Here is a 25,277-nt window from a genome sequence, read left to right as displayed (position 1 = left end):
AATCTGTCACCCGTCATGCCAAGGTTGCTCCATGACCACGAACGAGAACACCCGCACCCTCGGCTCGACCGGCCCCTCCGTCTTCCCGCTGGGGCTGGGCTGCATGGGCATGTCCGCCTTGTACGGGGAGGCCGACCGCACCGAGTCCCTCGCGACCATCCACGCGTACCTGGACGCCGTCCCCGACAGCGCGAGCGCACTGCTCGACACCGGGGATTTCTACGGCATGGGGCACAACGAGATGCTGATCGGCGAAGCCCTGCGCACCGCGCCCGCCGCGGCCCGCGAGCAGGCCCTGATCAGCGTGAAGTTCGGCGCCCTGCGCACCGTCGAGGGCGGCTTCACCGGCTATGACGGCCGCCCCGAGGCCGTCAAGAACTTCCTGGCCTACTCGCTCCAGCGCCTGGGCCGGGACCACATCGACGTCTACCGGATCGCCCGCGTCGACCCGTCCGTCCCGATCGAGGAGACCGTCGGCGCCATCGCCGAGGCCGTCGAGGCCGGGCACGTACGCCACATCGGCCTCTCCGAGGTCGGTGCGGACACCCTGCGCCGGGCCGCGGCCGTGGCGCCGATCTCGGACCTCCAGATCGAGTACTCGCTCATCTCCCGCGGCATCGAGGCGGAGATCCTGCCGACCGCCCGTGAGCTGGGCATCGGGATCACGGCGTACGGAGTGCTGAGCCGCGGCCTGATCAGCGGGCACTTCAGCCGCGACCGGGAGCTGGCGCCCGGCGACTTCCGCGGAATGAGCCCCCGTTTCCAGGGCGAGAACCTGCAGCGCAATCTCGACCTGGTCGACGCCCTGCGCAAGATCGCGCAGGACAAGGGGGTCAGCGTCGCCCAGACCGCCATCGCCTGGGTGCTCTCGCGCGGCGAGGACATCGTGCCGCTGGTGGGAGCCCGCCGTCGGGACAGACTGGCCGAGGCACTGGGTGCCATGGCCGTGGAGCTGACCGAGGCGGACCTGGCGGCCATCGAGGAGGCGGTCCCGGCGGGAGCAGCGGCCGGCGAGCGGTACCCGGCAGCGCAGATGGCCCACCTCGACAGCGAGCACTGAGCGGGCGGTACGGTCGTACTCATGCCCCCCGCTGCTGCCGAGCCCCTGACACCCGAGCGCATCCTCGAGACCACCGAGGAGGTGCTGCGCCGCTTCGGCCCCACCAAGGCGACCGTGGTGGACGTGGCCCGCGCCCTGGGCGTCAGCCACGGCAGCGTGTACCGGCACTTCCCGTCGAAGGCGGCACTGCGCGAGGCCGTCACGGAGCGCTGGCTCACCAAGAACGTCGTCCGCCTGGAAGAGATCACGTCGGCCCCCGGCGGCACGGGGCCCTCCAAGCTGGAGGCGTGGCTGGAGGCGCTCTTCGAGGCCAAGCGCCACAAGGCGGGTGACGACCCGGAGCTGTTCGCGACGTACACGGTGCTGCTCGCCGAGAACAGCGACGTGGTGGACCAGCACCTGCACCAGCTGATCGAGCAGCTGGGCCGGATCATCGCGGAGGGAGTCGAGGCGGGCTCGCTCAGCGCGCCCGACGTACCGGCAGCCGCCCGGGCGGTGTTCGACGCCACCGGCCGGTTCCACGATCCGCAGTACGCCGCGGAGTGGCTGAGGCCCACGATCATCACGGAGTTCGAGGCGGTCACCGCGCTCGTGATCCGGGGCCTGCGCGCCTGACCGGTCGAGAACGTCCGGAACGAGCCGCTCCGAACGACTTGATGATCATTTGGGGTGGGACCGCCTTGTCCGTACCCCGTCAAATTCCATACGTTCCCCCTACCGCACTTCATCAGGCACGTCCCAGGGGGAATCTTGTCCGCTCAACCTGCTCAACCCGCTCAGGCAGCGCAGCCCGCGCCTCCGGCCCGTTCAGGCGGCGCCGCTGCGATCGGCTTGATCCTGACCATCGCGCTGAACGTGGTGGCACCGATCATCACGTACAACACCCTCGTGGACGACCACGGCTGGAGCGAAGCCTCCGCTCTGCTGGCCAGCGGCGCCTGGCCGGTGCTCGACAGCGCCGTCATGGTGGCCTGGCGGCGCAAGCTCGACGAGTTCGCCATCGTCACCCTGGTGTTCTTGGTGATCACCGCCGTGGTCTCCCTCGTGGGCGCCCGGTCCACGGAGGCCCTGCTGGTCAAGGACTCGGTCGTCACGGGCCTCTTCGGGGTCCTGTGCCTGGCCACGCTGCTCGCACCGCGTCCGCTGATGTTCTACTTCGGCCGGAAGTTCGGCACGGACGGCACCGCGGCGGGCGTCGCCTACTACAACGGCCTGTGGCGGTTCGAGGGTTTCCGCGACGCTCAGCGCCGCATGACCCTGGTCTGGGGCGTGGTCTACCTCATCGAGGCGGCGGTGCGCATCGCCCTGTCGTTCGTCCTGGACACCTCCGCCATGGTGACCCTCAGCCCGTTCATGATCTACGGAACGCTCGGCGGCCTGGCCTTCTGGACGGTCCGTTTCGTCAAGCGCACCAAGGCGGAGGGCGAGAAGCGGGCCGCCGCGGACGCTGCGGCTGCCGCGGACGGACAGGCCGGTGGCCTCACCGCCTGAGCCCCGTACGGAAAAGGCCGGTGGCCCGGTGCGCGATCCGCGCACCGGGCCACCGGCCTTTCGAGCGAGAGCTAGCAGCCGAGCAGACGGCTGCCGAGGTAGCTCTGGATCTGGTCCAGGGAGACGCGCTCCTGCTTCATGGTGTCGCGCTCGCGCACGGTCACCGCGTTGTCGTCCAGGGTGTCGAAGTCGACGGTGACGCAGAACGGCGTACCGATCTCGTCCTGGCGGCGGTAGCGGCGGCCGATGGCGCCCGCGTCGTCGAACTCGATGTTCCAGAACTTGCGCAGGTCGGCGGCCAGGCCCTTGGCCTTCGGCGACAGCTGCGCGTTACGGGACAGCGGCAGGACGGCGACCTTGACCGGGGCCAGGCGCGGGTCGAAGCGCATCACGGTGCGCTTCTCCATGACGCCCTTGGCGTTCGGGGCCTCGTCCTCGTTGAACGCGTCGAGCATGAAGGCGAGCATCGCGCGGTTCACGCCGGCCGCCGGCTCGATGACGTACGGGGTGTACTTCTCCTTCGTCTCCTGGTCGAAGTAGACGAGCTCCTGGCCGGAGGCCGCGGAGTGCGCCTTCAGGTCGAAGTCGGTGCGGTTGGCGACGCCCTCCAGCTCGGAGAACTCGTTGCCACCGAAGTTGAAGCGGTACTCGATGTCGGCGGTGCGCTTCGAGTAGTGGGACAGCTTCTCCTTCGGGTGCTCGTACCAGCGGATGTTCTCCTCGCGGATGCCGAGGTCGCGGTACCAGTTCCACCGCTCCTGCATCCAGTACTCCTGCCACTGCTCGTCCTCGCCCGGCTTGACGAAGAACTCCATCTCCATCTGCTCGAACTCGCGCGTGCGGAAGATGAAGTTGCCCGGAGTGATCTCGTTGCGGAAGGACTTGCCCATCTGCGCGATGCCGAACGGGGGCTTCTTGCGCGCGGTGGTCTGCACGTGGGCGTAGTTGGTGAAGATGCCCTGGGCGGTCTCGGGGCGCAGGTACGCCTTCGAGCCGGTGTCCTGGGTCGGGCCGAGGTGGGTCTCCAGCATGCCGGAGAACTGCTTCGGCTCGGTGAACTGACCCTTCACACCACAGTTGGGGCAGTTGATGTCGGCGAGACCGTTCTCGGGGAGGCGGCCGTGCTTGGCCTCGTACGCCTCTTCCAGGTGGTCGGCGCGGTGGCGCTTGTGGCAGGAGGTGCACTCGGTCAGCGGGTCCGAGAAGGTCGCGACGTGACCGGAGGCCACCCAGACCTCGGGGGCCAGGATCACGGAAGAGTCGAGGCCGACGATGTCCTCGCGCCCGGTGACCATGGCCTTCCACCACTGGCGCTTGATGTTCTCCTTGAGCTCGACACCGAGCGGACCGTAGTCCCAGGCGGCCTTGGAGCCGCCGTAGATGTCACTGCACGGGAAAACGAAGCCACGGCGCTTGCTCAGGCTGACGATGGTTTCGATCTTGTCGGCGGCCACGGTGCTCTCTTCATTACGAGGACGAACGGCGAAGGCTTTAGGTTACCGGCGCCCGCACCCCCCCTTTCAAATCGGTTCCCCTTCCACGGCACCGTCCCCGGGCTCCTCACCTGGGTTTTTGACAATCGTTTCCATCTTTGATGAAAATGGATGTCATGAACGTACGACGCCTCATACCCACCGCCGCCCTCGCCGGAGCCGTAGCCCTCGGCGCCACGGCCCTCACCGCCTGCTCCGGAGCCGGAGCGGGAAGCGGCAAGGACGGCAAGCTGGACGTCATGTCGTCGTTCTACCCGATGCAGTTCCTGGCGGAACAGATCGGCAAGGACCACGTGAAGGTCGACACCCTGACCAAGCCGGGCGTCGAACCGCACGACCTGGAGATCACCCCGAAGCAGACCGGGCAGCTGGGCGAATCCGATGTCGTCCTCTACCTCAAGGGCCTGCAGCCCGCCGTCGACAAGGCCGTCGCCCAGTCCGGCGTGAAGCACGTCGTCGACGCCGCCAAGCTCACCGAGCTGGAAGTCCACGGCTCCTCCGGCCACGACCACGCCCACGAGGGCGAGGAGGGCCACACCGCCGGCGAGGAGGGCCACGACCACGCTCACGGCGAGGCCGGCGAGGACCCGCACGTCTGGCTGGACCCGGTGAAGTACGCCGAGGTCGCCAAGGGCGTCGGCGCGGCCCTGGAGAAGGCCGACCCGGACCACGCGGCGGACTACCGCAAGAACACCGACGAGCTGCTCGGCAAGCTGACCGCGCTCGACACGGAGTTCAAGAACGGCCTGCAGAACACCGCGACCAAGACCTTCATCACCACGCACTCCGCCTTCGGCTACCTCGCCGAGCGCTACGGCCTCGACCAGGAGGGCATCTCCGGCGTCGACCCCGAGTCCGAGCCGAGCCCGGCCCGCATGAAGGAGCTCCAGGCCGTCGCGAAGAAGGACAATGTCTCGACCGTGTTCTTCGAGACGCTGGCCAGCGACAAGACGGCCAAGTCGCTCGCCACCGACACGGGCCTGAAGACCGACGTCCTCGACCCGCTCGAGGGAATCACCGACAAGTCCCAGGGCGCTGACTACTTCGAGGTCATGCGGTCCAACCTGAAGAACCTGCAGAAGGCGCTCGGTAGCAAGTAATGGCAGTAACGGAGGCGCGTGCCATGGAGTCCCAGCCCGCGGAGGCAGCGGACCAGCCCGTCATATCCCTGCGCGGGGCCACGGCCTCGCTCGGCTCGCGCCCCGTGCTGCGCGGGGTCGACCTCACCGTCCGGCGCGGCGAGGTCGTCGCCCTGCTCGGCGCCAACGGCTCCGGCAAGTCCACGGCCGTGCGCGCGATCGTGGGACAGGTCCCGCTCTCGGACGGCGAACTGGCGCTGTTCGGCACGGACTTCAACCGCTTCCGCGCCTGGTCGCGCATCGGGTACGTCCCGCAGCGCACCACCGCCGCCAGCGGGGTCCCGGCCACCGTCCGCGAGGTCGTCTCCTCCGGCCGGCTCGCCCGCTCCCGCTTCGGCGTCCTACGCAAGAGCGACAAGGCGGCCGTCGAGCGGGCCCTGGCCCTCGTCGACATGAGCCAGTACGCCGACGCCTCCGTCAACGCCCTCTCCGGCGGGCAGCACCAGCGCGTGCTCATCGCGCGGGCGCTCGCCGTGGAGCCGGAACTCCTGATCATGGACGAGCCGATGGCCGGCGTGGACCTCGCCAACCAGGAGGTCCTCGCGAACGCCCTGCGCGAGCAGGTCGCCGCCGGCTCGACCGTCCTGCTCGTCCTGCACGAGCTGGGCCCGCTGGAGCCCCTGATCGACCGCGCCGTCGTCCTGCGCGACGGCTGCGTCGTCCACGACGGCCCGCCCCCCGAGGCCGTGGGGCAGCACGCCCTGCCCGGCCACGACCACGTACACCCCCACGCGGCGCACGGCGCCGAGCCGCTCCGGACGGGACTGCTGAGCTGATGGACCTCCTCGACTACGCCTTCATGCAGCGGGCCCTGCTCGCGGCCGTCCTGGTCGGCGTCACCGCCCCGGCCATCGGCACGTACCTGGTGCAGCGCCGCCAGGCCGTCATGGGCGACGGCATCGGGCACGTCGCCATGACCGGGGTCGCGCTCGGTTTCCTGCTCAACGCGAGCCCGGTGTGGATGGCGACCCTGGTCGCGGTCATCGGCGCGGTCGGCATGGAGCTGATCCGCTCCCGCGGCAAGACCAGTGGCGACATCGCGCTCGCCATGCTCTTCTACGGCGGCCTGGCGGGCGGCGTCATGATCATCAACCTGGCTCCGGGCGGCTCGACGGCCAACCTCACCAGCTATCTCTTCGGCTCGATCACCACGGTCTCCGCCGAGGACGTCACCGCGGTCGTGATCCTCGCGGCCTTCGTCATCGCCGTCACCCTCGGGCTGCGCCGCCAGCTGTTCGCCGTCTGCCAGGACGAGGAGTTCGCCCGGGTCACCGGACTGCCGGTGCGCTTCCTGAACCTGCTGATCGCGGTCACCGCCGCCGTCACCGTCACCGTGGCCATGCGGATCGTCGGTCTGCTGCTGGTCAGCGCCATGATGGTGATCCCGGTCGCGGCGGCGCAGCGCGTCACCCGCGGGTTCACCGCCACCCTGTCGGTGGCCATGGTGATCGGCGTGCTGGTCTCGCTCTCCGGTACGACCCTCACGTACTACATCGACGCCCCCTCCGGCGGCACCATCGTGCTGCTCGCCATCGGCGTCTTCATGGTGATGACCGCGCTGTCCACGCCACTGGCCCGGCGCCGCGCGAACGCGGCCCGCGCCGCCGAAGAGGTCTGCACGCGCGATGATGTGAAGGTCTAGGCAGATCTGGGAGGTACGGCCGCCTGGCACAATGGGCCGAGGCCGATACGAGGAGGAACCGGTGGCGACTGCGCCTGGCGAGATGAATACCGCGCCAGTACGAGGACGATCCACCCGGCAGCGGGCAGCCGTCGCCGCGGCGCTGGACGAGGTGGACGAGTTCCGCAGCGCCCAGGAACTGCACGACATGCTCAAGCACCGCGGCGACTCGGTGGGCCTGACCACCGTGTACCGCACCCTCCAGTCGCTCGCCGACGCCGGCGAGGTCGACGTGCTGCGCACCAGCGACGGGGAGTCGGTCTACCGGCGCTGTTCCACCGGGGACCACCACCATCACCTGGTCTGCCGCAAGTGCGGCAAGGCGGTCGAGGTGGAGGGCCCGGCCGTGGAGAAGTGGGCGGAGTCCATCGCGGCCGAGCACGGCTACGTGAACGTGGCCCACACGGTGGAGATCTTCGGCACCTGCGCCGACTGCGCGGCCGCCGCCTCCGCCTAGAACGTCTGCCTGGAACGCCCGCCTAGAGCTTCTGCAGATTGCGGTCGAGGAGTGCCCGGAGGCGGTCGACGTCCGCCGGGGCCTCGGCCCCGCGCTTGGGCAGGATCGTCATGGCCACCGCCCGCTTGGCGACGCTGAGCGTGACGAAGGTGTCGGCCGTCTCCGTGTACATCGGCTGCGCGGCCCAGTTGATGCGCGACTGCGTGTCGGCGGTGCTCACGCACAGCCCCGTGGCGTCGATCACCGCCGTGGTCTGACCGGCCTTCGCCAGCAGTCCCGCGAAGGCCCGCGCCGTGAGCTGCGGGCCGAAGAACGTGAGGACGAGCAGCAGGACGCCGCCGCCCAGGACGGACAGCGGCCGGGTGAGGGAGCCGCCGCCCAGGGACGCCAGCCCCCCGAAGACCAGCAGCAGCGCCCCGAAGACGATCAGCAGCAGCCGCTTGCGGCGCCCCGCGGGCACCCGGGCGTCACGTGCCCGGAGCGCCTGCGCGACGTCCGCCGTGGTGATCCGGTAGCTGAGCCGCACCGGCACCTGTTCCCCATCCGTGTCCATGACAACGGACCCTATCCCCCGGCCGAGCCTCCGCGACGGCCTTTTCCCGCCTCGGATCAGGCCGTGGAGCCCGGCTCCGCCTGGTTCGGGACGGCGCCGCCGAAGCGGCGGTCGCGCTGGGCGTACTCCAGGCAGGCCGCCCACAGGTTGCGGCGGTCGAAGTCCGGCCACAGCACGTCCTGGAAGACCATCTCGGCGTACGCGCTCTGCCAGAGCAGGTAGTTGGAGGTGCGCTGCTCGCCGCTCGGCCGCAGGAACAGGTCCACGTCCGGCATGTCCGGGTAGTACATGTACTTCGCGAAGGTCTTCTCGTTGACCTTCGACGGGTCCAGCCTGCCCGCGGCCACGTCCCGCGCGATCGCCTGCGCCGCGTCCGCGATCTCCGCGCGGCCGCCGTAGTTCACGCAGAAGTACAGGGTCATCGCGTCGTTGTCGACGGTCTGCTCCTGGGCGACCTGGAGCTCCTGGACGACCGACTTCCACATCTTCGGCATACGGCCGACCCAGCGGATCCGGATGCCCAGCTCGTTCATCTCGTCACGGCGGCGCCGGATGACGTCCCGGTTGAAGTTCATCAGGAAGCGGACCTCGTCGGGCGAACGCTTCCAGTTCTCCGTCGAGAAGGCGTACAGGGAGAGGTTCTTGACGCCCATCTCCAGGCAGCCCTTGAGCACGTCGAGCACGACGCCCTCGCCGACCTTGTGGCCCTCGGTGCGCGGCAGCCCGCGCTCCTTGGCCCAGCGGCCGTTGCCGTCCATGACCACCGCGACGTGGTTCGGGACGAGCTCGCCGGGGATCTTCGGCGGGCGCTCACCGGACGGGTGCGGCTCGGGAACCTTGTACTCCCGGCGAGAGCGTCCCAGAATCCCGCGTCGTGCCATGTGCCCAGCTCCTATTTCTCGACGTATCGCAGGGAGCGTAGCCCGCGCTCCAGATGCCAGTGCAAATAGGCGGAGACGAGCCCGCTGCCCTCCCGCACGTACCGCGCCTCGCAGGCGTCCGCATGCCCCCAGTCGCCCGTCAGCAGTGCGCTGAGCAGGGCGATGGCCTCCGACGAGGGTACGACGCTGCCGGCGACCCGGCAGTCCCCGCAGACGACCCCGCCCGCGGCGACCGAGAAGTGCCGGTTGGGGCCGTGGATCCCGCACTTCGCGCAGTCCGTGAAGCTGGGCGCGTAGCCGTTGACGGCGAGGGAGCGCAGCAGGAAGGCGTCGAGGATGAGGTTCGGCTCGTGCTCGCCGCGCGCGAGCGTGCGCAGGGCGCCGATCAGCAGCAGGTACTGCTGTACGGCGGGCTCGCCCTCGTTCTCGGTGAACCGCTCGGCGGTCTCCAGCATCGCCGTGCCGGCGGTGTAGCGGGCGTAGTCGGTGACGATGCCGTTGCCGTACGGGGCGATGATCTCGGTCTGGGTGCAGAGCGGGAGGCTGCGGCCGATCAGCTCGCTGCCCCGGGCGAAGAACTGCACGTCGGCGTGGGAGAAAGGTTCCAGCCCGGCGCCGAACTTGGACTTGGTACGCCGCACCCCGCGGGCGACGGCCCGCACCCGGCCGTGGCCCCGGGTGAGGAGCGTGATGATGCGGTCCGCCTCACCCAGCTTCTGGGTGCGCAGCACGATGCCGTCGTCGCGGAACAGACTCATGCGCCCATTGTCGCCTGTGCCGGGACGGCGGAAGGCCCTCCGTGTGGACCCGGGTCCGCACGGAGGGCCTTCGCCCCTTGGGAGGGTCAGGACGCGGGCGTCGCCCCGTCGCCCGCGTCCGCCTTCGCGGCCGCGGGGACGGTCGCGGCCACGGCGGCTCCGACGGTCGCCTCGGCCACCGTCTCGGCCTCACCCGCCGCCTCCGCCGCGGGCACCGCCTCCGCCTCCGCCTCGGGCGCGGGCGCGGCGTCGGGCGCGGACGCGGCATCGGGCGCGGACGCGGCATCGGGCGCGGGCGCGGCGTCGGGCGCGGCCGAGGACTGTGCGGGCAGCTCTGCGCGGGAGTCCCGGTGCGGATCGTTCTTGCCCAGGCCGTTGAAGATCAGGTTGAGCACGATCGCGGAGGTGGCGCCGAGCGTCACACCGCTGTTGAGGAGCGAGGACAGGTCCGCGTCCATGTGGTCCTTGAAGAGCACCGGGACGGTCGCCGGCAGCAGCGCGAAGGCCAGGGAGACGCCCACGACCAGCGCGTTCTTCTCCTCCTTGAGGTCGACCTTGGCCAGGGTCTGGATACCGGCCAGCGCCACCATCGCGAACATCACCGTCGCCGCGCCGCCGAGCACTCCGTGCGGGACCGCGGCGACGATCGCGGCGGCCTTCGGGATCAGCCCGAGCACGATCATGAAGACGCCCGCGGCGACCACGACGAAGCGGCTCTTGACCTTGGTCATGCGGACCAGGCCGACGTTCTCGGCGAAGGCCACGTACGGGAAGGAGTTCAGGACACCGCCGAGGGCGGTCGCGGCTCCGTCGGCGCGCAGGGCGCGGGCCACGGTCTCGCTGTCGATCTCCTTGCCGACGATGTCGCCGACGGCGTACGTGTCACCGGTCGTCTCGACCATGGTGATCAGCATGACGATGAGCATCAGCAGGATCGGGAACCAGGCGAACTTCGGGGCCCCGTAGTGGAACGGGGTGGTGATGCCGATCCAGTCCGAGTTGCTCACGTCGCCGAACTTGGCGTCGCCGAGGAGGAAGGCGACGGCGGTGCCGCCGACCAGGCCGATCAGGATGGAGATGCTGGAGAGGAAGGGCTTGCCGAGCTTCATCAGGACGAGGATGAAGAGCATCGTGCCGCCGGCGTAGGCGAAGTTCTTCGGGTCGCCGAAGTCGGGGCTGCCGAGGCCGCCCGCGGCGTCGTTGAGGCCGACGGGGATCAACACGATGCCGAGGACGGTGATCACCGTGCCGGTGACGACCGGCGGGAAGAGCCGCATGACCGTACGGAAGGCCTTGGGGGGCAGCCAGGCGAAGGCGAAGGTCGCGATGCCGGCCGTGATCACCGCGCCGTAGATGACGAGCAGCCCCGCCGTACCGCCGCCGGCTCCGAGCCCGATGGCGATCATCGGGGAGACCGCGGTGAAGGTGACGCCCTGGATCAGCGGCAGACGGGCGCCGATCCGACCGATGCCCCACGCCTGGATGATCGAGGCGATGCCGCAGGTGAACAGGTCGGCGTTGATCAGGTAGACCAACTGCTCGGTGGTCAGGCCGAGGGCGCCGCCCACGATGATCGGGACGATCACCGCACCGGCGTAGAACGCGAGTACGTGCTGGAAGCCGTACAGCGCCAGCTTGGGGAGGGGGAGCACCTCGTCGACCGGGTGCGTACTGGGCTCTCCGCTGACGGAGAACCGGGCGGCGACACGTGCCATCTCTGCCTTGCCCTTCAAGAGGTAGGTAAACGAGAGGAATCTGGTTATCCCTGGGCGAAGTGGGTCGCTATCCCGTTTGTTCGCCAGGGTTGTCAGTGCGTTCACGTGAATCGAAGCCCCGCTGTGTTACCGGCGGCGTCTCGTCGTGTGACCGGAATTGAACGCCTGTGGGGGTGCTCACAGATATCGTGGACTTCCACAAAGTGTTGACGCCTGAGGCCGTCAGATCTGTGGGTATCTCCACTGGCGCATGTCTGCGCAGGGGCGTAATGCCAGCGGTCGCGACACCGGTACGTGCAGGTCACGGCCCCGTCCGGGTGTCCAAGGGGTGGACGGCCGGGGCCGGAACGCACGAATCCCCCCTTCACGCGGAGTGCGAAGGGGGGCGGATTCCGTCGCGCGAGGCCGGATCGTTACCCCGCCGACGTCCTGACGAGGCCGTACCGAGGCCGTTCCGAGCCCGGAGCGAGGCCGTTCCGGCCAGGGTTACGGCGCCCGGACCGCCGACAGCAGACGGGACACGTCCTCCGAGGCGATCCGCAGGGCGGCGCCCACCGTGGCGAGCACTTCCCGCTCGGCCGGGATGTACGGGCCGTCCGCGAGCGCGATCCGCGCACCTTGGAGCAGGATCGATTCTCGTCCGGGCCCGGCGAGGTGCGGAGCCAGCGGTTCCAGGGCCTCGTGGAGCTCTATGGCCAGCGCGGCGCCGCAGCACTCGGGTACGTCGTACAGCCCGAGCCGGCCCTCGTCGGTGGCCAGCGCCTCCACCAGGGACTCCAGCTGCTCCTCCGTACAGTCCTGGAAGCCCGCGGCCCGTACGGCCGACACGGCGGCCTCCAGCGCCCCGCGCGAGGTGGTCCCGCCGGCCGCGAGCACCGCCAGCGTCACGGTGTGCACGGCATCGCGCAGCATCGCCGAGAAGCGGGTGGTGGTCAGGTGGTCGAGCACCTCGGTGTCGAAGCGCTCCCGGCAGCCCTGGCACTCGATGACGGGCCCGGCCGCTCCGCGCGGCAGCAGCGGGACGCCGAGGACCGTGAACCGGCGGCGCCCGGTGCGCCGGCGGTAGTTGCGGTCACCACCGCAGTCGGGGCAGAAGAACTCCCCGTCACCCACGGTGCTCCAGGTGGTACGGATGCCCCAGACCGTCAGCTTCCGGCCGTCCCCACCCCGAACTGGCAGCACGTCGCACCTCCGTCACCTTCCGGCAGCACCGCCGGTTTGGCGTGATGTTAGCCACATCGGTGAGGATCCGTCAGTCGTGTGACAAGACAACCTGCGCCACCCAGGGGACTTGGCCGAACTGCGCCCCCGCACGCCTCCGTTTTTCCCTACGCTCTGCCGCGTGAACGAGAAGTCATGTCTGGTGACGGGTGCCGCGAGCGGCATCGGCAAGGCCACCGCCCTGTTGCTGGCCCGCTCCGGGGCCCGGGTCACCGCGGCCGACATCAATGGCCCCGGGGTCGAGGAACTGCGTACGGATCTGGCCGCCGAGGGCATCGGCGTCACCGTCGTGGCGGGTGACGTGGCCGATCCGGAGGCCAACCGGGCGATGGTCGACGCGGCCGTGGAGGCGTACGGCAGGCTCGACGTCGCCGTGGCGAACGCCGGGGTGCTCCCTCTTTCGGACGTGAACGAGACCAGCCCCGAAGACTGGGACCGGGTCATGGCGATCGACGGCCGGGGCATGTTCTTGACCTGCAAGTACGCGATCGAGGCGATGACCGCGCAGGAGCGGCCCGGCGGGGCGCTGGTCTGCGTGTCCTCGGTCTCGGGGGTGGCCGGGCAGGCCCGGCAGGCGGCGTACGGACCGGCGAAGTTCGTGGCGTCGGGGCTGACCAAACACCTGGCGGTGGAGTGGGCGGCGCGCGGGATCCGGGTCAACGCGGTGGCCCCCGGCACCATCCGTACGGAGCGGGTGCTGGCGCTGAAGGACGAGCCGGGCGGCCCCGAGTACCTGGCGGAGGTCTCCGCGGCCCATCCGATGGGGCGCCTCGGCGAGCCGGAGGAGGTGGCCCGGGTCATCGCGTTCCTGGCCTCCGACGCGGCCTCCTTCGTGACGGGCGCGATCCTGCCAGTCGACGGCGGCTACCTGGCCCGCTGACGGCGGGAACGGCGGAACCCCGCCCCTCCGGAGGGAGGGACGGGGTTCACGTACGAGGGATCAGCGGCCCGCGCGGTTGACGGCGGAGATGACCGCCTTCAGGGAGGCGCGGGTGGTGTTGGCGTCGATGCCGATGCCCCACAGGACGCGGCCGTCGATCGCGCACTCGATGTACGAGGCGGCCACGGCGGAGGCGCCCTCGCTCATCGTGTGCTCGGTGTAGTCCAGCAGGCGGGCGTCGACGCCGATGCCGGCCAGCGCGTCGAAGAAGGCCGAGATCGGGCCGTTGCCGGTGCCGTTCAGCACCGCGTCCACACCGTCGACGACCGCCTCGACGGTCAGCGTGTCCGTACCGTCCTTGTCGGTGGCCGTGGAACCGGAGCGCAGCTGGATGCGGCCCCACGGGTTCTCCGGGTTGGGCAGGTACTCGTCGGAGAAGACGTCCCAGATCGCCTTCGGCGTGACCTCGCCGCCCTCGGCGTCGGTCTTGGCCTGGATGATCCGCGAGAACTCGATCTGCATCCGGCGCGGCAGGTCCAGCTTGTGGTCGTTCTTCAGGACGTACGCGATGCCGCCCTTGCCGGACTGCGAGTTGACCCGGATGACCGCCTCGTAGGAGCGGCCGACGTCCTTCGGGTCGATCGGCAGGTACGGGACCGCCCACTCGATGTCGTCGACGGTCTTGCCGGCGGCGGCCGCGTCGGCCTCCATGGCGTCGAAGCCCTTCTTGATGGCGTCCTGGTGGGAGCCGGAGAAGGCGGTGTAGACCAGGTCGCCCGCGTAGGGGTGGCGCGGGTGGACCTCCATCTGGTTGCAGTACTCGCTGGTGCGACGGATCTCGTCGATCTGCGAGAAGTCGATCTGCGGGTCGATGCCCTGGGAGAACAGGTTCATGCCCAGCGTGATCAGGTCGACGTTGCCGGTGCGCTCGCCCTGCCCGAACAGGCAGCCCTCGATGCGGTCGGCGCCGGCCATCAGGGCCAGCTCGGCGGCGGCGACGGCGGTGCCGCGGTCGTTGTGCGGGTGCACGGAGATGCAGATGTGCTCGCGGCGGGTCAGGTTGCGGGCCATCCACTCGAAGCGGTCCGCGTGCGTGGACGGCGTCGAGCGCTCCACGGTGGCCGGCAGGTTCAGGATGATCTCGCGGCCCTCGGACGGCTGCCAGACGTCACAGACGGCCTCGCAGACCTCCAGGGCGAAGTCCAGCTCGGTGTCGGTGAAGATCTCCGGGCTGTACTGGTAGCCGAAGGTGGTCTCCGGGCCCAGCAGCTTCTCGGCGTACTCCATGACCAGGCGGGTGCCGTCGACGGCGATCTGCTTGATCTGCTCCTTGGAGCCGCGGAAGACCACGCGGCGGAAGGTGGGAGCGGTCGCGTTGTACAGGTGCACGGTGGCGCGCTTGGCGCCGATCAGCGACTCGACGGTCCGCTCGATCAGGTCCTCGCGGGCCTGGGTCAGTACGGAGATCGTGACATCGTCCGGGATCGCGCCCTCTTCGATGATGGAGCGCACGAAGGCGAAGTCGGTCTCGCCGGAGGAGGGGAAGCCGACCTCGATCTCCTTGTAGCCCATGCGCACCAGCAGGTCGAACATCTCGCGCTTGCGGGCGGGGGTCATCGGGTCGATCAGCGACTGGTTGCCGTCGCGCAGGTCGGTGGAGAGCCAGCGGGGGGCCTTGGTCACGCGGGCGTCCGGCCAGGTGCGGTCCGCGATGTCGACCTGCTCGTAGCGGCCGTACTTGTGGATCGGCATCCCGGAGGTCTTCTGGGTGTGGGTCGCGTTGGTGATGGGCGTGGGGCGACCGACAAAAGGCTGCTGGCTCATGGCGTTGGGCTCCTCGCGTGTCCGCGTGTAGTTCGCTGGGACGGCCGACGGCGGTCGTAAAAACCGCAACACCAAACTCCGCGGGGAGGGGGTCGGCCTACGACTACAGACCCTCGCCGCGGCAGCTAAGGAGAAGCAGCCCGAAACGCATGATGGACCGAGCCTAACCGAGCCGCGCCGTAACGCGAGGACCTGTTTCAGTATGCGGGACCGCCCTGTCCGATTTGTACCTAATGTGAGGTACATCGCTTATATCGATACAGGTCCGGCCGATCCGTCAACGCGGCGTGACCGCTTTCAGACAACCGAATGAATCATGGTTGCGAGTAGTGACAGCATCATGACTCACTGCCACATTGCCGGGATGGACGCCTCCCACGTTTCCCGCCACCCCGTCTTCTGCACGGTGGTCCCGCCCCACCTGCTCGACAAGATCGCCCGGTCCGAGCAGCTCCGGCGCGCCGACGCCGCCCAGCGCACCCTCGAACAGGACGCCCTGCTGCGCACCCGGCGCAGCGTCACGACCCTGCGCGGCATCGCCCCCGCCGTGGGGACGCCCGTCTCCGACGCGCCCCGCCGGACCGTCTACGACGCCCAGCACCGCACCCGGCTGCCCGGGAAGAAGGTGCGCGCGGAGGGCGCCGAGCCCACCGGCGACGCCACCGTCAACCGTGCGTACGCCGGGCTCGGCGCCACGTACGAGCTGTTCCTGAAGGGCTTCGGCCGGCACTCGATCGACGACTCCGGGCTGGCCCTGGACGCGAGCGTGCACTACGGCCAGGACTACAACAACGCCTTCTGGGACGGCCAGCAGATGGTGTTCGGCGACGGGGACGGGGACATCTTCCTCGACTTCACCGTGTCGATCGACGTCATCGGGCACGAGCTCACGCACGGGGTCACCCAGTACACGGCGAACCTCGAGTACCACGGGCAGTCGGGCGCGCTGAACGAGTCGATGTCCGACGTCTTCGGCTCGCTGATCAAGCAGTACTCGCTGGACCAGACGGCCCAGGACGCGGACTGGCTGATCGGCGCCGGCCTGCTGGGGCCGGATGTCAGCGGGGTCGCGCTGCGCTCGATGAAGGCGCCGGGCACGGCGTACGACGACGACGAGCTCGGCAAGGACCCGCAGCCGGCGACGATGGACGACTACGTGAAGACCTCGCAGGACAACGGCGGGGTGCACATCAACTCGGGCATCCCGAACCACGCCTTCTACCTGCTGGCGACCGAGCTCGGCGGCAAGGCCTGGGAGCGGGCCGGGCGGATCTGGTACGACACGCTGACGGGCGGCGAGCTGGCCTCGGACGCGGACTTCAAGGACTTCGCCCGGCTGTCGGTGGCGGCCGCCGTGGCCCGGTACGGGGACGGCGGAGCGGAGCACCAGGCCCTCCAGAAGGCGTGGTCGGCCGTCGGCCTGGGGTAGGACGCAGGACATGCGGATTCTGGTGGTGCGGACGGGCGGCTTCGCGGGCATCGAGCGCCGGGCCGAGGTGGACACCTCGGGCCGGCCCGACGAGGAGGAGTGGCGGGCCCTGGCCCGGCTGGCGCTGCGGCCCGTCCCGCCCGCCCCCGGGTCGGACCGGATCCGGGACGGGTTCTCGTACCGGATCACCGTCGACGACCGCACCGTGTCCTGCCGGGAGCCGAACCTGTCGGAGGCGCAGCGGACGCTGATCTCCCGGCTGCTCAAGGAGGGCGCCTGAGCGGCGTGTTGCCGGAACGGCAACAAGGTTTGCCCGTGCGGGCGGGCCGGGCGGAGCATCGGCCGTACCGGCATCCGTACGGGAAGAGGAACCCATGACCGAGCACGCGCACACGCACACGCAGCACCCCCCGGCGTCCGGCCCCCCGGCGGGAGAGGAGTTCTGGGACGGCCGCTACGCGGAGAGCGACCGGATCTGGAGCGGCGAGGCCAACGCCATGCTGGTGCGCGAGGTGTCCGGCCTCGCCCCGGGGCGGGCCCTGGACCTCGGCTGCGGGGAGGGCGGCGACGCCGTCTGGCTGGCCCGCCGCGGGTGGACCGTCACCGGCACCGACATCTCCGGGGTCGCCCTCGGCCGGGCGGCCGGGCACGCGGTGGACGCCGGGGTCGCGGACCGGGTCTCCTTCGCGCGGCACGATCTCACGGAGTCCTTCCCGCAGGGGGAGTTCGACCTCGTCTCGGCCTGCTTCCTGCACAACTACGGGGACTTCCCGCGTGACGCCGTCCTGCGCAGGGCCGCCGCGGCCGTGGCCCCCGGCGGCACCCTGCTGGTGGTCGGCCACGCGGGATGGGCACCCTGGCAGGAGGACCGGGAGGAGGCGCACTTCCCCACGCCCGAGGAGGTCCTCGCGCAGCTGGAGCCGGTCACGGCGGGCTGGGAGGTGCTGCGGGCCGAGGAGACCGAGCGGGTCCAGGAGAAGCCCGACGGTACGCCGGGGCACCGTACGGACAACGTGGTGCGGGTACGCCGGCCCGCGTAGCGGCCCGACACCAGGACGACGGACGGACGCGGCCCCCGCCAGGGGCCGCGTCCGTCCGTCGTCGTGCGGTGCGGCCGCGCGCCTCAGAAGCCGAGCTTGCGCAGCTGCTTGGGGTCGCGCTGCCAGTCCTTCGCGACCTTGACGTGCAGGTCGAGGAAGACCGGGGTGCCGAGCAGCGCCTCGATGTGCTTGCGCGACTTCATCCCGACCTCCTTCAGCCGGGAGCCCTTCGGGCCGATGATGATGCCCTTCTGGCTGGGCCGCTCGATGTAGACGTTCGCGTGGATGTCCAGCAGCGGGCGGTCCGCCGGGCGGTTCTCCCGGGGGATCATCTCCTCGACCACGACGGCGATGGAGTGCGGGAGCTCGTCCCGTACGCCCTCCAGCGCCGCCTCGCGGATCAGCTCCGCGACCATCACCATCTCGGGCTCGTCGGTGAGGTCGCCCTCCGGGTACAGCGGCGGGCTCTCCGGCAGCAGCGGCGCGATCAGATCGGCCAGCAGCTGGACCTGGGTGTCGCCGACCGCCGAGACGGGGACGATCTCTGCCCACTCGAAGCCGAGCTCGGCGCCGAGCTGGTGCACGGCGAGGAGCTGCTCGGCCAGCTGCTTGGACTCGACCAGGTCGGTCTTGGTGATGATGGCGATCTTGGGGGTCTTCTTGATCCCCGCGAGCTCCTTGGCGATGAACTTGTCGCCGGGGCCGAGCTTCTGGTCGGCGGGCAGGCAGAAGCCGATCACGTCGACCTCGGCCCACGTGGTCCGCACGACGTCGTTCAGCCGCTCGCCGAGCAGGGTGCGCGGCTTGTGCAGACCGGGCGTGTCGACCAGTACGAGCTGGGCGTCGGGGCGGTGCACGATGCCGCGGACGGTGTGGCGGGTGGTCTGCGGCCGGTTGGAGGTGATCGCGACCTTGGTGCCCACGAGTGCGTTGGTCAGGGTCGACTTCCCCGCGTTGGGGCGGCCGACGAAGCAGGCGAAGCCCGCACGGTGCGGGGCGGTGGACTCGGGGGAACGATCGCTCATACGGGCCATTCTCCCCGATGCGGGTCCCGGCGCCGACCAGCCCGCCGCGAGGAGGGCCGGGCGGGCCCCGCAACGGCCGCCGCCGGGCTCACGAGAGGGTCAGGGTCAGGACCGCCCGGTACGCGCCCGGCGGGGTGTAGGGGGGCACCCGGAGGGTGACGGTCGCGTCGATGGTGAAGGCCCCGCCCGCCTGCGCGGCGTCCGGCGCCGACGCCAGCACCGCCCCCTCCGGCCCGACCGCCCCGGCGCCGCCGGCCACGCACCGGCCCGTGCCGCCCGGCGCCACCGTGCACCTGGGGGTCCAGCTCAGCGAGGCGCCCGGGATCCGGACCCCGCCCGGCCCCGTGAACTCCGTGATCTTGCCGGTCAGCGTCCATCCCGCCGGTCCGCCCCGGGCGTCCGTGACCGTGACCGTCCCGATCCGGCCCGGGGCCGCGCCGCCCTGCCCGTACGAGACCCCGCCCAGCGTGATCGACTCGCCCGCCTGGGTCATCGACAGCGCGCCCGGCCCGACCACCGCCGACACCCGCTGCGTCGCGGTCGGCGCCGCCGCGACCACCGTGTACGCCGCCGGGCCCGAGCCCCGCCGCGCCGACCACGCCGCGCCCTCGTACGCCACCACCGCCGTCGTCGCCCTGTCGGTGACGGGCAGCCGCGCGAGGATCCCGCCCCGCTCGTCCGCCGTCGCCGCCACCCGGTCCGCGGTCTCGGCGGCGCCCGCGCGGCCGGCCACCGTCACGGCCGCGCCCGGGGCGAAGCCGGCGCCGGTGACCTCGACCTCGGCGCCGGGTCTCCCGTACGCCGTGCCGAGCGCGAGCGACCGCAGGCTGGCCCGGGGCAGAGGGCTCGCGGTGAGCCGTTCCGACACCGGCGCCCCGACCACGGCGCAGGTGGTGTCCAGGTCCACCATGTGGCTGGTGTGCAGCGTGTAGCCGCCTGGGGCCAGTGTGATCCCGCCGGCCCCGGTGACGGTGAACGTGCCGGTCATCGTGACGGCCGGCAGCGCCGCCCCCGCCTCGACGGGATCGTTACGCTTCGCCCCCACGACGGTGACCTCACCGCTCTGCGCACCCCCCAGCACGATCCGCCCCGTCGGGGTCAGCACGTCGGCCGGGAGTCCGGCGCCCATCGGGTTCACGGCAGGGGTGCGGGCCACCTGGTACGTGACGGTCACCGTGTCGCCGGCCTTCGGGGCCGGGTCGTCCACGGTGATCCGGGCCGTGGTCGGCCCGTCGGCGGGCGGCAGACCCGCCTGTGGCGGCGCCGCGCAGTGCGTCGGGAACTCCACCTGCCCGGACGGTGCCTCGCCTTCCGCCGCGGCGGAAGGGCTCAGCGCGCCCCCGGTCGTCGCCGCGAGCGCGGCCACGCCGACGGCCACCGACCATCTCCTGCTGCCCGCCCGTGTTCGCACGGCCCGCCCCCTGGGTTCCCTCGCGCCGACAGGGGGCCATTCACGAGCGGGGGGCGGGAGAAGTCAATGCACGGACCCGGCATCAACTGATGGCCCATCAGGAGATGGCAGGCTCCCCCGCCCGCCGGTCGCGCGGAAGGTGCGCCGGTACGCCGTCGGGCTCACCCCCAGCGCCGCCTGTACGTGCTTGCGCAGCGACTGCGCCGTCCCGAACCCCGTCTCCCGCGCCACCTGTTCCATCGGCAGGTCCGTCCGTTCCAGCAGCCACCGGGCCCGCTCCACGCGCTGCCCCACGATCCACTCGCCGGGGCTGACCCCCGACTCCTCCCGGAAGCGGCGCGTGAACGTCCGCACCGACATGGCCTCCTGACGGGCCAGGTCGACCAGCCGCACCGGCTCGTGCAGCCGGTCCAGCACCCAGGCGCGGGCCGCCGCCGTACTGGCCAGCTGCGGCTGCGGCACCGGCCGGTCGACGAACTGGGCCTGTCCGCCGTCCCGGTGGGGCGGTACGACGGTCCGCCGGGCCACGTCGTTGGCGACGGCGGCCCCGTGGTCGCGGCGCACGATGTGCAGGCAAAGGTCGATGCCGGCGGCGACCCCCGCCGAGGTCAGCACGTCCCCGTCGTCGGTGTAGAGCACGCCGGCGTCCACCCGTACGGCCGGGAAGAGCCGCTGGAAGTGCTCGGCGTGCGCCCAGTGGGTGGTGGCCGGGCGGCCGTCCAGGAACCCGGCGGCGGCCAGCACGTACCCGCCCGTGCAGATGGAGACGAGCCGCGTGCCGGGCCGGACGTGGGCGAGCGCCGCAGCGAGCTCGTCGGTCAGCCGGCCCTCCTCGTACACCGGCCCCAGTTCGTACGAGGCGGGCACCACCACCGTGTCGGCGGTGGCCAGCAGCTCGGGACCGTGCTCCACGTGGACCGCGAAATCGGCGTCCGTGCGCACCGGCCCGGGGACGAGGGCGCAAGTGAGGATCTCGTACAGCGGCGCTCCGGCGGGATCCTTGGCGCGGCCGAAGATCCGGTGCGGGATGCCGAGCTCGAAGGGCAGCAGCCCGGTGAGCGCGAGGACGACGACGCGGTGAGGGGCCATGGCCCAATCGTATCGAAGGGTGTCGGTCAGGCCACTGTCGTACGGGGCCCTCCCGGCCGGAAGCTGTCTGCGTGACGCAGACAGCCCCCAATCCCCAGCCCGCTCCCGCCCCCACTCCCCCGGCCCCGGCCCCGGCCCCAGCCCCGGCCCCGGGCGCCCGCGGGCGCATCCACCGCGCCTGGTTCGTCGCGGCCGTCGCGTTCGTGACGATCATCGGCGCCGCCGCCTTCGCCTCCCTGCCCGGACTGCTCATCGAGCCGCTGCACGAGGAGTTCGACTGGTCGCGCGGCACGATCGGCTTCGCCGTCTCGGTGAACCTCGCGCTGTACGGACTCACCGCGCCCTTCGCCGCCGCGCTGATGGACCGTTTCGGCATCCGCAGGGTGGTGGCCCTGGCCCTGCTCGTCATATCCGGCGGCACGGTGGCCACCTTGTGGATGACGGCGTCCTGGCAGCTGGTGCTGTTCTGGGGCGTGCTGGTGGGCCTGGGCAGCGGCTCCATGGCGCTGGCGTTCGCGGCGACGGTGACCAACCGCTGGTTCACCGCCCGGCGCGGGCTCGTCACCGGCATCCTCACCGCGGCCGGAGCCTCCGGTCAGCTGGTCTTCCTGCCGCTGCTGTCCTGGCTGGTGGTGCACCACGGCTGGCGTCCGGCGGCCGTGACGGTGTCGCTGGCGGCCCTGGTCGTCGCCCCGTTCGTCTGGCTGCTGCTGCGCGACCACCCGGCCGACGTGGGGCTCGCGCCGTACGGGGGCACCTACGCCGAGAAGCCCGCGCCTGCCCCCGGCGCCGCGCGGCGGGCGGTGACGGTGCTCTTCAAGGCGGCCCGGACCGGCCCCTTCTGGCTACTGGCCGGCACCTTCGCGATCTGCGGGGCCTCGACCAACGGTCTGGTCAAGACGCACTTCGTGCCGGCGGCGCACGACCACGGCATGCCGGTGACGGCGGCCGCGGGGCTGCTCGCGGTGGTCGGCGTGTTCGACGTGATCGGCACGATCGCCTCCGGCTGGTTCACGGACCGCTTCGAGGCGCGCCGCCTGCTGGCGGTGTACTACGCGCTGCGCGGGATCTCGCTGATGTTCCTGCCGATGCTGCTGGCGCCGTCCGTGCACCCGCCGATGGTCTTCTTCATCATCTTCTACGGGCTGGACTGGGTCGCGACCGTCCCGCCGACCATCGCGCTGTGCCGCGAGCACTACGGGGAGGACAGCGCGATCGTCTTCGGCTGGGTCCTGGCCTCGCACCAGGTGGGCGCGGCGCTGGTGGCCTTCCTGGGCGGCCTGGCCCGTGACGCCTTCGGCTCGTACGACCTGGTCTGGTACGCCTCGGGCGCGCTGTGCGCGATGGCCGCGCTCATGGCGATGGTGATCCGCCGCCGCCCCGCCGCCCTCACGGCGTGACCGGGGCGGCGGCGGGTCCCGCCGGGGTCAGGCGCCGGCCGGGGTCGTGGACTTGAGGGTGCCGTCCGGGCCGGCCAGCAGGACCGGGGTGGCGGCGCCGCCGAGGTCGCGGACGGCCGCGCGGTCGGCGTCGGCCACCGCTTCCGCCGAGCTGACCACGGCCGCGGCCTCCAGGGACTCGGCCCCGCTCGCCACTGCCATCGCGACCGCCGTCTGGAGCGCGCTCAGCTTCAGGGAGTCCAACTCCACCGTCCCGGCGACGTACGTGCGACCCGTCTCGTCCCGCACCGCCGCGCCCTCGGGCACCCCGTTGCGGGCCCGGGCGCTGCGCGCCAGCGTGATGATCTTGCTGTCCTCGGGGTTGATCCCGGTGCTGTCGGTCATGGGCGAAAGCATATGGAGGGTCTCGGCGGGGCCGCACGACGGCCCCGCCGAGACGCTCTCCCCTCCGTCCCCCGCGGCCCCCTGGATCTTGTGCCACGCTGGACCAAACACAAGTACCCAGTCGGCAGAGCCTGCGATCCAAAGGTCACATGACTCCGCGACCTTCGTCCTGTTCGCGTTCCAGCCTCACGGCCGGTCCAGCCGCAACCGCTCCGCCCTCGGCAGACCCGCGACCACCAGGTCGTAGGAGTCCTCGACCAGCTCCCGCACCAGCGCGTCCGGCAGCCCGCCGACCGTCACCGTGTTCCAGTGACGCTTGTTCATGTGCCAGCCCGGCACGATCGCCTCGTGCTCCGCCCGCAGCCGCACCGCCTGCTCCGGCTCGCACTTGAGGTTGACCTTCAGCGGGTCGGCGTCCAGCGCGCTCAGCGCGAACACCTTGCCCAGCACCTTGAACACCGAGGTCTCGGGCGTGAAGGGGAACTCCTCCACCGCCGCGTTGAACCCCAGGCAGAACGCGCGCAGCTCCGCCGGCGTCATGCGCCCTCCCCCTCCTCGCCCGCCGCCCGCGCCAGCGGCTCCACCAGCACCGTCACGATCTTGTTCCGCCGGCCCGCCGGGGACTCGGCCGTCAGCCGCAGCGGCCGGCCGTCCGGCAGCTCCACGACCGCCGAGGCGCCTGCGATCGGCACCCGGCCCAGTGCCTTGGCCAGCAGGCCGCCGACCGTCTCCACGTCCTCGTCGTCGTAGTCCTCGACCTTGAACAGCTCGCCGAGATCGGTGATGTCGAGCCGCGCCGTCACCCGGTAGCGGTCCTCGCCCAGCTCCTCGACGGGCGCGAGCTCGCGGTCGTACTCGTCGGTGATCTCGCCGACGATCTCCTCGAGGATGTCCTCGATGGTGACGATGCCCGCCGTGCCGCCGTACTCGTCGATGACCACGGCCACGTGGTTGCGCACCTGCTGCATCTCCCGCAGCAGGTCGCCCGCGTTCTTGGTGTCCGGTACGAACACCGCGGGCCGCATCGCGGTGGTGACCAGGTCGGCCTCCGCCTCCCGGCTGATGTGCGTCTTGCGGACCAGGTCCTTCAGGTACACGATGCCGACGATGTCGTCCTCGTTCTCCCCGGTCACCGGGATGCGCGAGAAGCCCGACCGCAGCGCCAGGGTGGTCGCCTGACGGATCGTCTTGTACCGCTCGATGCAGACCAGATCGGTGCGCGGCACCATCACCTCGCGCACCAGCGTGTCGCCGAGCTCGAAGACCTGGTGCACCATCCGGCGCTCCTCGTCCTCGATCAGCGACTCCTTCTCCGCCAGGTCGACCATCGCGCGCAGCTCGGCCTCGGAGGCGAACGGCCCCTTGCGGAAGCCCTTTCCGGGGGTGAGCGCGTTGCCGATGAGGATCAGCAGCTGCGGGATGGGCCCCATGACACGGGCGAGCGGGACCAGGACGTACGAGGCCGCCGTCGCCGTGTTGAGGGGGTGCTGGCGGCCGATGGTGCGCGGGGAGACCCCGACGGCCACGAAGGACACCAGCACCATCACGGCGATCGCGACGAGCAAGGCCTTCCAGTTGTCGCCGAACTCGTCGAGACAGACGTACGTGACGAGCACGCCGGCCGCCATCTCGCAGGTGACCCGCACGAGCAGCGCCACGTTGAGGTAGCGGGTGGGGTCGGCGGCGACCTGCGCGAGCTTCTCGCTGCCGCGCCGCCCCTCCCGTACGGCCTGCTCGGCGCGGAAGCTGGAGATCCGGGCGATCCCGGACTCGGCGCACGCCGCGAACCAGGCCACCACCACCAGCAGCACCGCGCCGGTGATCAGCTGCGGGGCGGTCACGAGACGGTCGGGGCCGGGGACGGACCGGTCATGCCGCGCTCACCGCGCCAGCCGTCGACGATGGCCGCCTGGAGGCCGAACATCTCGGCCTTCTCGTCCGGCTCCTCGTGGTCGTACCCGAGCAGGTGCAGCACCCCGTGGACGGTCAGGAGCTGGAGCTCCTCGTCCATGGAGTGCTGCGTCGGGGCGTCCTCGCCCTGCTTCTTGGCGACCTCGGGGCAGAGCACGATGTCACCGAGGAGCCCCTGCGGGGGCTCCTCGTCGTCCTTCGACGGCGGACGGAGCTCGTCCATCGGGAAGGACATGACGTCGGTGGGACCGGGCAGGTCCATCCACTGGATGTGGAGCTGCTCCATGGCGTCCTCGTCGACGACGATGACGGACAGTTCGGAGAGCGGGTGGATCCGCATCCGGGTGAGCGCGTAGCGGGCGATGTCGAGGATCGCCCGCTCGTCGACCTCGGTTCCGGACTCGTTGTTGACGTCGATCGACATGGTGCGCTGGG

26 protein-coding genes are annotated in these 25,277 nt (G+C 71.0%); 12 read left to right on the top strand and 14 right to left on the bottom strand.

All coding sequences use genetic code 11. From position 1 onward, the window contains the following. The first annotated feature begins 31 nt into the window (after positions 1-31). From K7B10_RS26885 to K7B10_RS26875, 3 genes are all read left to right on the top strand, one after another. Positions 32-1,060, top strand: coding sequence for an aldo/keto reductase (locus K7B10_RS26885; protein WP_229339857.1), 1,029 nt, complete (start codon positions 32-34; stop codon positions 1,058-1,060). Between the two features lie 21 nt (positions 1,061-1,081). Continuing rightward, positions 1,082-1,675: a TetR/AcrR family transcriptional regulator gene (locus K7B10_RS26880; RefSeq protein ID WP_229339855.1), complete on the top strand. Its 594-nt coding sequence runs from the start codon at positions 1,082-1,084 to the stop codon at positions 1,673-1,675. Positions 1,676-1,891: 216 nt separating this feature from the next. Then, positions 1,892-2,551 carry a VC0807 family protein gene (locus K7B10_RS26875; RefSeq protein ID WP_229339853.1) on the top strand — a complete coding sequence of 220 codons (660 nt, stop codon included), beginning with the start codon at positions 1,892-1,894 and terminating at the stop codon, positions 2,549-2,551. A gap of 71 nt (positions 2,552-2,622) precedes the next feature. On the opposite strand, the gene K7B10_RS26870 is transcribed toward K7B10_RS26875, so the two are convergent. After that, positions 2,623-4,005, bottom strand: a complete 1,383-nt coding sequence (locus K7B10_RS26870) for a glycine--tRNA ligase (RefSeq protein WP_229339851.1) — start codon at positions 4,003-4,005, stop codon at positions 2,623-2,625. 155 nt (positions 4,006-4,160) lie between these two features. On the opposite strand from K7B10_RS26870, the gene K7B10_RS26865 reads away from it, so the two are divergent. The 4 genes from K7B10_RS26865 (at position 4,161) to K7B10_RS26850 (ending at position 7,321) form a co-directional block, all read left to right on the top strand. After that, a complete protein-coding gene (locus K7B10_RS26865; protein WP_229339849.1) occupies positions 4,161-5,144 on the top strand; it encodes a metal ABC transporter substrate-binding protein in 984 nt (327 codons plus the stop codon). Positions 5,145-5,167: 23 nt separating this feature from the next. Continuing rightward, positions 5,168-5,959 (top strand): metal ABC transporter ATP-binding protein, encoded by a 792-nt coding sequence (locus tag K7B10_RS26860; RefSeq protein WP_229339848.1) that lies wholly within the window; start codon positions 5,168-5,170, stop codon positions 5,957-5,959. Continuing rightward, positions 5,959-6,825 carry a metal ABC transporter permease gene (locus K7B10_RS26855; RefSeq protein ID WP_030862537.1) on the top strand — a complete coding sequence of 289 codons (867 nt, stop codon included), beginning with the start codon at positions 5,959-5,961 and terminating at the stop codon, positions 6,823-6,825. The genes K7B10_RS26860 and K7B10_RS26855 overlap by 1 nt, the downstream gene beginning before the upstream one ends. Positions 6,826-6,886: 61 nt before the next feature. After that, positions 6,887-7,321 (top strand): Fur family transcriptional regulator, encoded by a 435-nt coding sequence (locus tag K7B10_RS26850; protein WP_099892502.1) that lies wholly within the window; start codon positions 6,887-6,889, stop codon positions 7,319-7,321. Positions 7,322-7,343: 22 nt separating this feature from the next. Here K7B10_RS26850 and K7B10_RS26845 read toward each other — a convergent pair whose 3' ends face one another. The 5 genes from K7B10_RS26845 to K7B10_RS26825 form a co-directional block, all read right to left on the bottom strand. Continuing rightward, on the bottom strand, positions 7,344-7,874 hold the full coding sequence (locus tag K7B10_RS26845; RefSeq protein WP_229339846.1) for a hypothetical protein: 531 nt from the start codon (positions 7,872-7,874) through the stop codon (positions 7,344-7,346). A 56-nt stretch (positions 7,875-7,930) separates the two neighbouring features. Continuing rightward, the gene (locus K7B10_RS26840) at positions 7,931-8,755 is read right to left on the bottom strand and encodes an isoprenyl transferase (RefSeq protein WP_030862524.1); all 825 of its coding nucleotides are present in this window, start codon (positions 8,753-8,755) and stop codon (positions 7,931-7,933) included. A gap of 11 nt (positions 8,756-8,766) precedes the next feature. Then, positions 8,767-9,513, bottom strand: a complete 747-nt coding sequence (gene recO, locus K7B10_RS26835) for a DNA repair protein RecO (RefSeq protein ID WP_229339844.1) — start codon at positions 9,511-9,513, stop codon at positions 8,767-8,769. Between the two features lie 86 nt (positions 9,514-9,599). Continuing rightward, positions 9,600-11,228 carry a nucleobase:cation symporter-2 family protein gene (locus tag K7B10_RS26830; protein ID WP_229339841.1) on the bottom strand — a complete coding sequence of 543 codons (1,629 nt, stop codon included), beginning with the start codon at positions 11,226-11,228 and terminating at the stop codon, positions 9,600-9,602. Positions 11,229-11,714: 486 nt separating this feature from the next. After that, positions 11,715-12,410, bottom strand: a complete 696-nt coding sequence (locus K7B10_RS26825) for a TerB family tellurite resistance protein (RefSeq protein WP_030862512.1) — start codon at positions 12,408-12,410, stop codon at positions 11,715-11,717. Positions 12,411-12,570: 160 nt separating this feature from the next. On the opposite strand from K7B10_RS26825, the gene K7B10_RS26820 reads away from it, so the two are divergent. Further along, entirely contained in the window at positions 12,571-13,329 is a 759-nt protein-coding gene (locus K7B10_RS26820) for an SDR family NAD(P)-dependent oxidoreductase (protein WP_229339839.1), read from the top strand. A gap of 60 nt (positions 13,330-13,389) precedes the next feature. Here the strand turns inward: K7B10_RS26820 and leuA are convergent, their stop codons facing one another. Further along, a complete protein-coding gene (gene leuA / locus K7B10_RS26815; RefSeq protein ID WP_229339837.1) occupies positions 13,390-15,153 on the bottom strand; it encodes a 2-isopropylmalate synthase in 1,764 nt (587 codons plus the stop codon). A gap of 364 nt (positions 15,154-15,517) precedes the next feature. Here leuA and K7B10_RS26810 point away from each other — a divergent pair, with 364 nt between their 5' ends. From K7B10_RS26810 to K7B10_RS26800, 3 genes are all read left to right on the top strand, one after another. After that, the gene (locus K7B10_RS26810) at positions 15,518-16,582 is read left to right on the top strand and encodes a M4 family metallopeptidase (RefSeq protein WP_229339835.1); all 1,065 of its coding nucleotides are present in this window, start codon (positions 15,518-15,520) and stop codon (positions 16,580-16,582) included. Between the two features lie 10 nt (positions 16,583-16,592). Next, positions 16,593-16,862, top strand: a complete 270-nt coding sequence (locus K7B10_RS26805) for a protealysin inhibitor emfourin (RefSeq protein ID WP_229339833.1) — start codon at positions 16,593-16,595, stop codon at positions 16,860-16,862. Positions 16,863-16,956: 94 nt separating this feature from the next. Next, positions 16,957-17,622: an SAM-dependent methyltransferase gene (locus K7B10_RS26800; protein ID WP_229339831.1), complete on the top strand. Its 666-nt coding sequence runs from the start codon at positions 16,957-16,959 to the stop codon at positions 17,620-17,622. 83 nt (positions 17,623-17,705) lie between these two features. Here the strand turns inward: K7B10_RS26800 and era are convergent, their stop codons facing one another. The 3 genes from era to K7B10_RS26785 form a co-directional block, all read right to left on the bottom strand. After that, on the bottom strand, positions 17,706-18,656 hold the full coding sequence (era, locus tag K7B10_RS26795; RefSeq protein WP_030384631.1) for a GTPase Era: 951 nt from the start codon (positions 18,654-18,656) through the stop codon (positions 17,706-17,708). A gap of 79 nt (positions 18,657-18,735) precedes the next feature. Beyond that, positions 18,736-20,025, bottom strand: a complete 1,290-nt coding sequence (locus K7B10_RS26790; protein ID WP_229339829.1) for a WxL domain-containing protein — start codon at positions 20,023-20,025, stop codon at positions 18,736-18,738. A gap of 96 nt (positions 20,026-20,121) precedes the next feature. Further along, positions 20,122-21,147: a GlxA family transcriptional regulator gene (locus K7B10_RS26785; RefSeq protein WP_229339827.1), complete on the bottom strand. Its 1,026-nt coding sequence runs from the start codon at positions 21,145-21,147 to the stop codon at positions 20,122-20,124. A 71-nt stretch (positions 21,148-21,218) separates the two neighbouring features. Between K7B10_RS26785 and K7B10_RS26780 the strand changes: the two genes are divergently transcribed. Next, positions 21,219-22,547, top strand: coding sequence for an MFS transporter (locus tag K7B10_RS26780; RefSeq protein WP_372481469.1), 1,329 nt, complete (start codon positions 21,219-21,221; stop codon positions 22,545-22,547). 27 nt (positions 22,548-22,574) lie between these two features. Here the strand turns inward: K7B10_RS26780 and K7B10_RS26775 are convergent, their stop codons facing one another. From K7B10_RS26775 to ybeY, 4 genes are all read right to left on the bottom strand, one after another. Further along, a complete protein-coding gene (locus K7B10_RS26775; protein WP_229339825.1) occupies positions 22,575-22,931 on the bottom strand; it encodes a cytidine deaminase-like protein in 357 nt (118 codons plus the stop codon). A 186-nt stretch (positions 22,932-23,117) separates the two neighbouring features. Then, complete coding sequence (locus K7B10_RS26770; RefSeq protein WP_229339823.1) at positions 23,118-23,471, bottom strand: MmcQ/YjbR family DNA-binding protein; 354 nt, start codon at positions 23,469-23,471, stop codon at positions 23,118-23,120. Next, entirely contained in the window at positions 23,468-24,772 is a 1,305-nt protein-coding gene (locus tag K7B10_RS26765; protein WP_229339821.1) for a hemolysin family protein, read from the bottom strand. Before K7B10_RS26765 ends, K7B10_RS26770 begins: the two co-directional genes overlap by 4 nt. Further along, entirely contained in the window at positions 24,769-25,266 is a 498-nt protein-coding gene (gene ybeY, locus K7B10_RS26760; protein ID WP_229339819.1) for an rRNA maturation RNase YbeY, read from the bottom strand. Before ybeY ends, K7B10_RS26765 begins: the two co-directional genes overlap by 4 nt. Positions 25,267-25,277 lie beyond the last annotated feature (11 nt).

Source organism: Streptomyces flavotricini (assembly GCF_020639365.1).
GTDB lineage: Bacteria > Actinomycetota > Actinomycetes > Streptomycetales > Streptomycetaceae > Streptomyces > Streptomyces flavotricini.
Note: the sequence above shows the minus strand (reverse complement) of the source record. Positions and strands in the feature narration are given on the sequence as shown.

Bases quoted from the DNA above. Each gene is read 5' to 3' on its own strand.
- K7B10_RS26885 (WP_229339857.1), top strand. From the start codon at position 32: ATGACCACGAACGAGAACACCCGCACCCTCGGCTCGACCGGCCCCTCC.
- K7B10_RS26880 (WP_229339855.1), top strand. From the start codon at position 1,082: ATGCCCCCCGCTGCTGCCGAGCCCCTGACACCCGAGCGCATCCTCGAG.
- K7B10_RS26865 (WP_229339849.1), top strand. From the start codon at position 4,161: ATGAACGTACGACGCCTCATACCCACCGCCGCCCTCGCCGGAGCCGTA.
- K7B10_RS26860 (WP_229339848.1), top strand. From the start codon at position 5,168: ATGGAGTCCCAGCCCGCGGAGGCAGCGGACCAGCCCGTCATATCCCTG.
- K7B10_RS26855 (WP_030862537.1), top strand. From the start codon at position 5,959: ATGGACCTCCTCGACTACGCCTTCATGCAGCGGGCCCTGCTCGCGGCC.
- K7B10_RS26845 (WP_229339846.1), bottom strand. From the start codon at position 7,874: ATGGACACGGATGGGGAACAGGTGCCGGTGCGGCTCAGCTACCGGATC.
- K7B10_RS26840 (WP_030862524.1), bottom strand. From the start codon at position 8,755: ATGGCACGACGCGGGATTCTGGGACGCTCTCGCCGGGAGTACAAGGTT.
- recO (WP_229339844.1), bottom strand. From the start codon at position 9,513: ATGAGTCTGTTCCGCGACGACGGCATCGTGCTGCGCACCCAGAAGCTG.
- K7B10_RS26830 (WP_229339841.1), bottom strand. From the start codon at position 11,228: ATGGCACGTGTCGCCGCCCGGTTCTCCGTCAGCGGAGAGCCCAGTACG.
- leuA (WP_229339837.1), bottom strand. From the start codon at position 15,153: ATGAGCCAGCAGCCTTTTGTCGGTCGCCCCACGCCCATCACCAACGCG.
- K7B10_RS26810 (WP_229339835.1), top strand. From the start codon at position 15,518: ATGGACGCCTCCCACGTTTCCCGCCACCCCGTCTTCTGCACGGTGGTC.
- K7B10_RS26805 (WP_229339833.1), top strand. From the start codon at position 16,593: ATGCGGATTCTGGTGGTGCGGACGGGCGGCTTCGCGGGCATCGAGCGC.
- K7B10_RS26800 (WP_229339831.1), top strand. From the start codon at position 16,957: ATGACCGAGCACGCGCACACGCACACGCAGCACCCCCCGGCGTCCGGC.
- era (WP_030384631.1), bottom strand. From the start codon at position 18,656: ATGGCCCGTATGAGCGATCGTTCCCCCGAGTCCACCGCCCCGCACCGT.
- K7B10_RS26785 (WP_229339827.1), bottom strand. From the start codon at position 21,147: ATGGCCCCTCACCGCGTCGTCGTCCTCGCGCTCACCGGGCTGCTGCCC.
- K7B10_RS26775 (WP_229339825.1), bottom strand. From the start codon at position 22,931: ATGACCGACAGCACCGGGATCAACCCCGAGGACAGCAAGATCATCACG.
- K7B10_RS26770 (WP_229339823.1), bottom strand. From the start codon at position 23,471: ATGACGCCGGCGGAGCTGCGCGCGTTCTGCCTGGGGTTCAACGCGGCG.
- ybeY (WP_229339819.1), bottom strand. From the start codon at position 25,266: ATGTCGATCGACGTCAACAACGAGTCCGGAACCGAGGTCGACGAGCGG.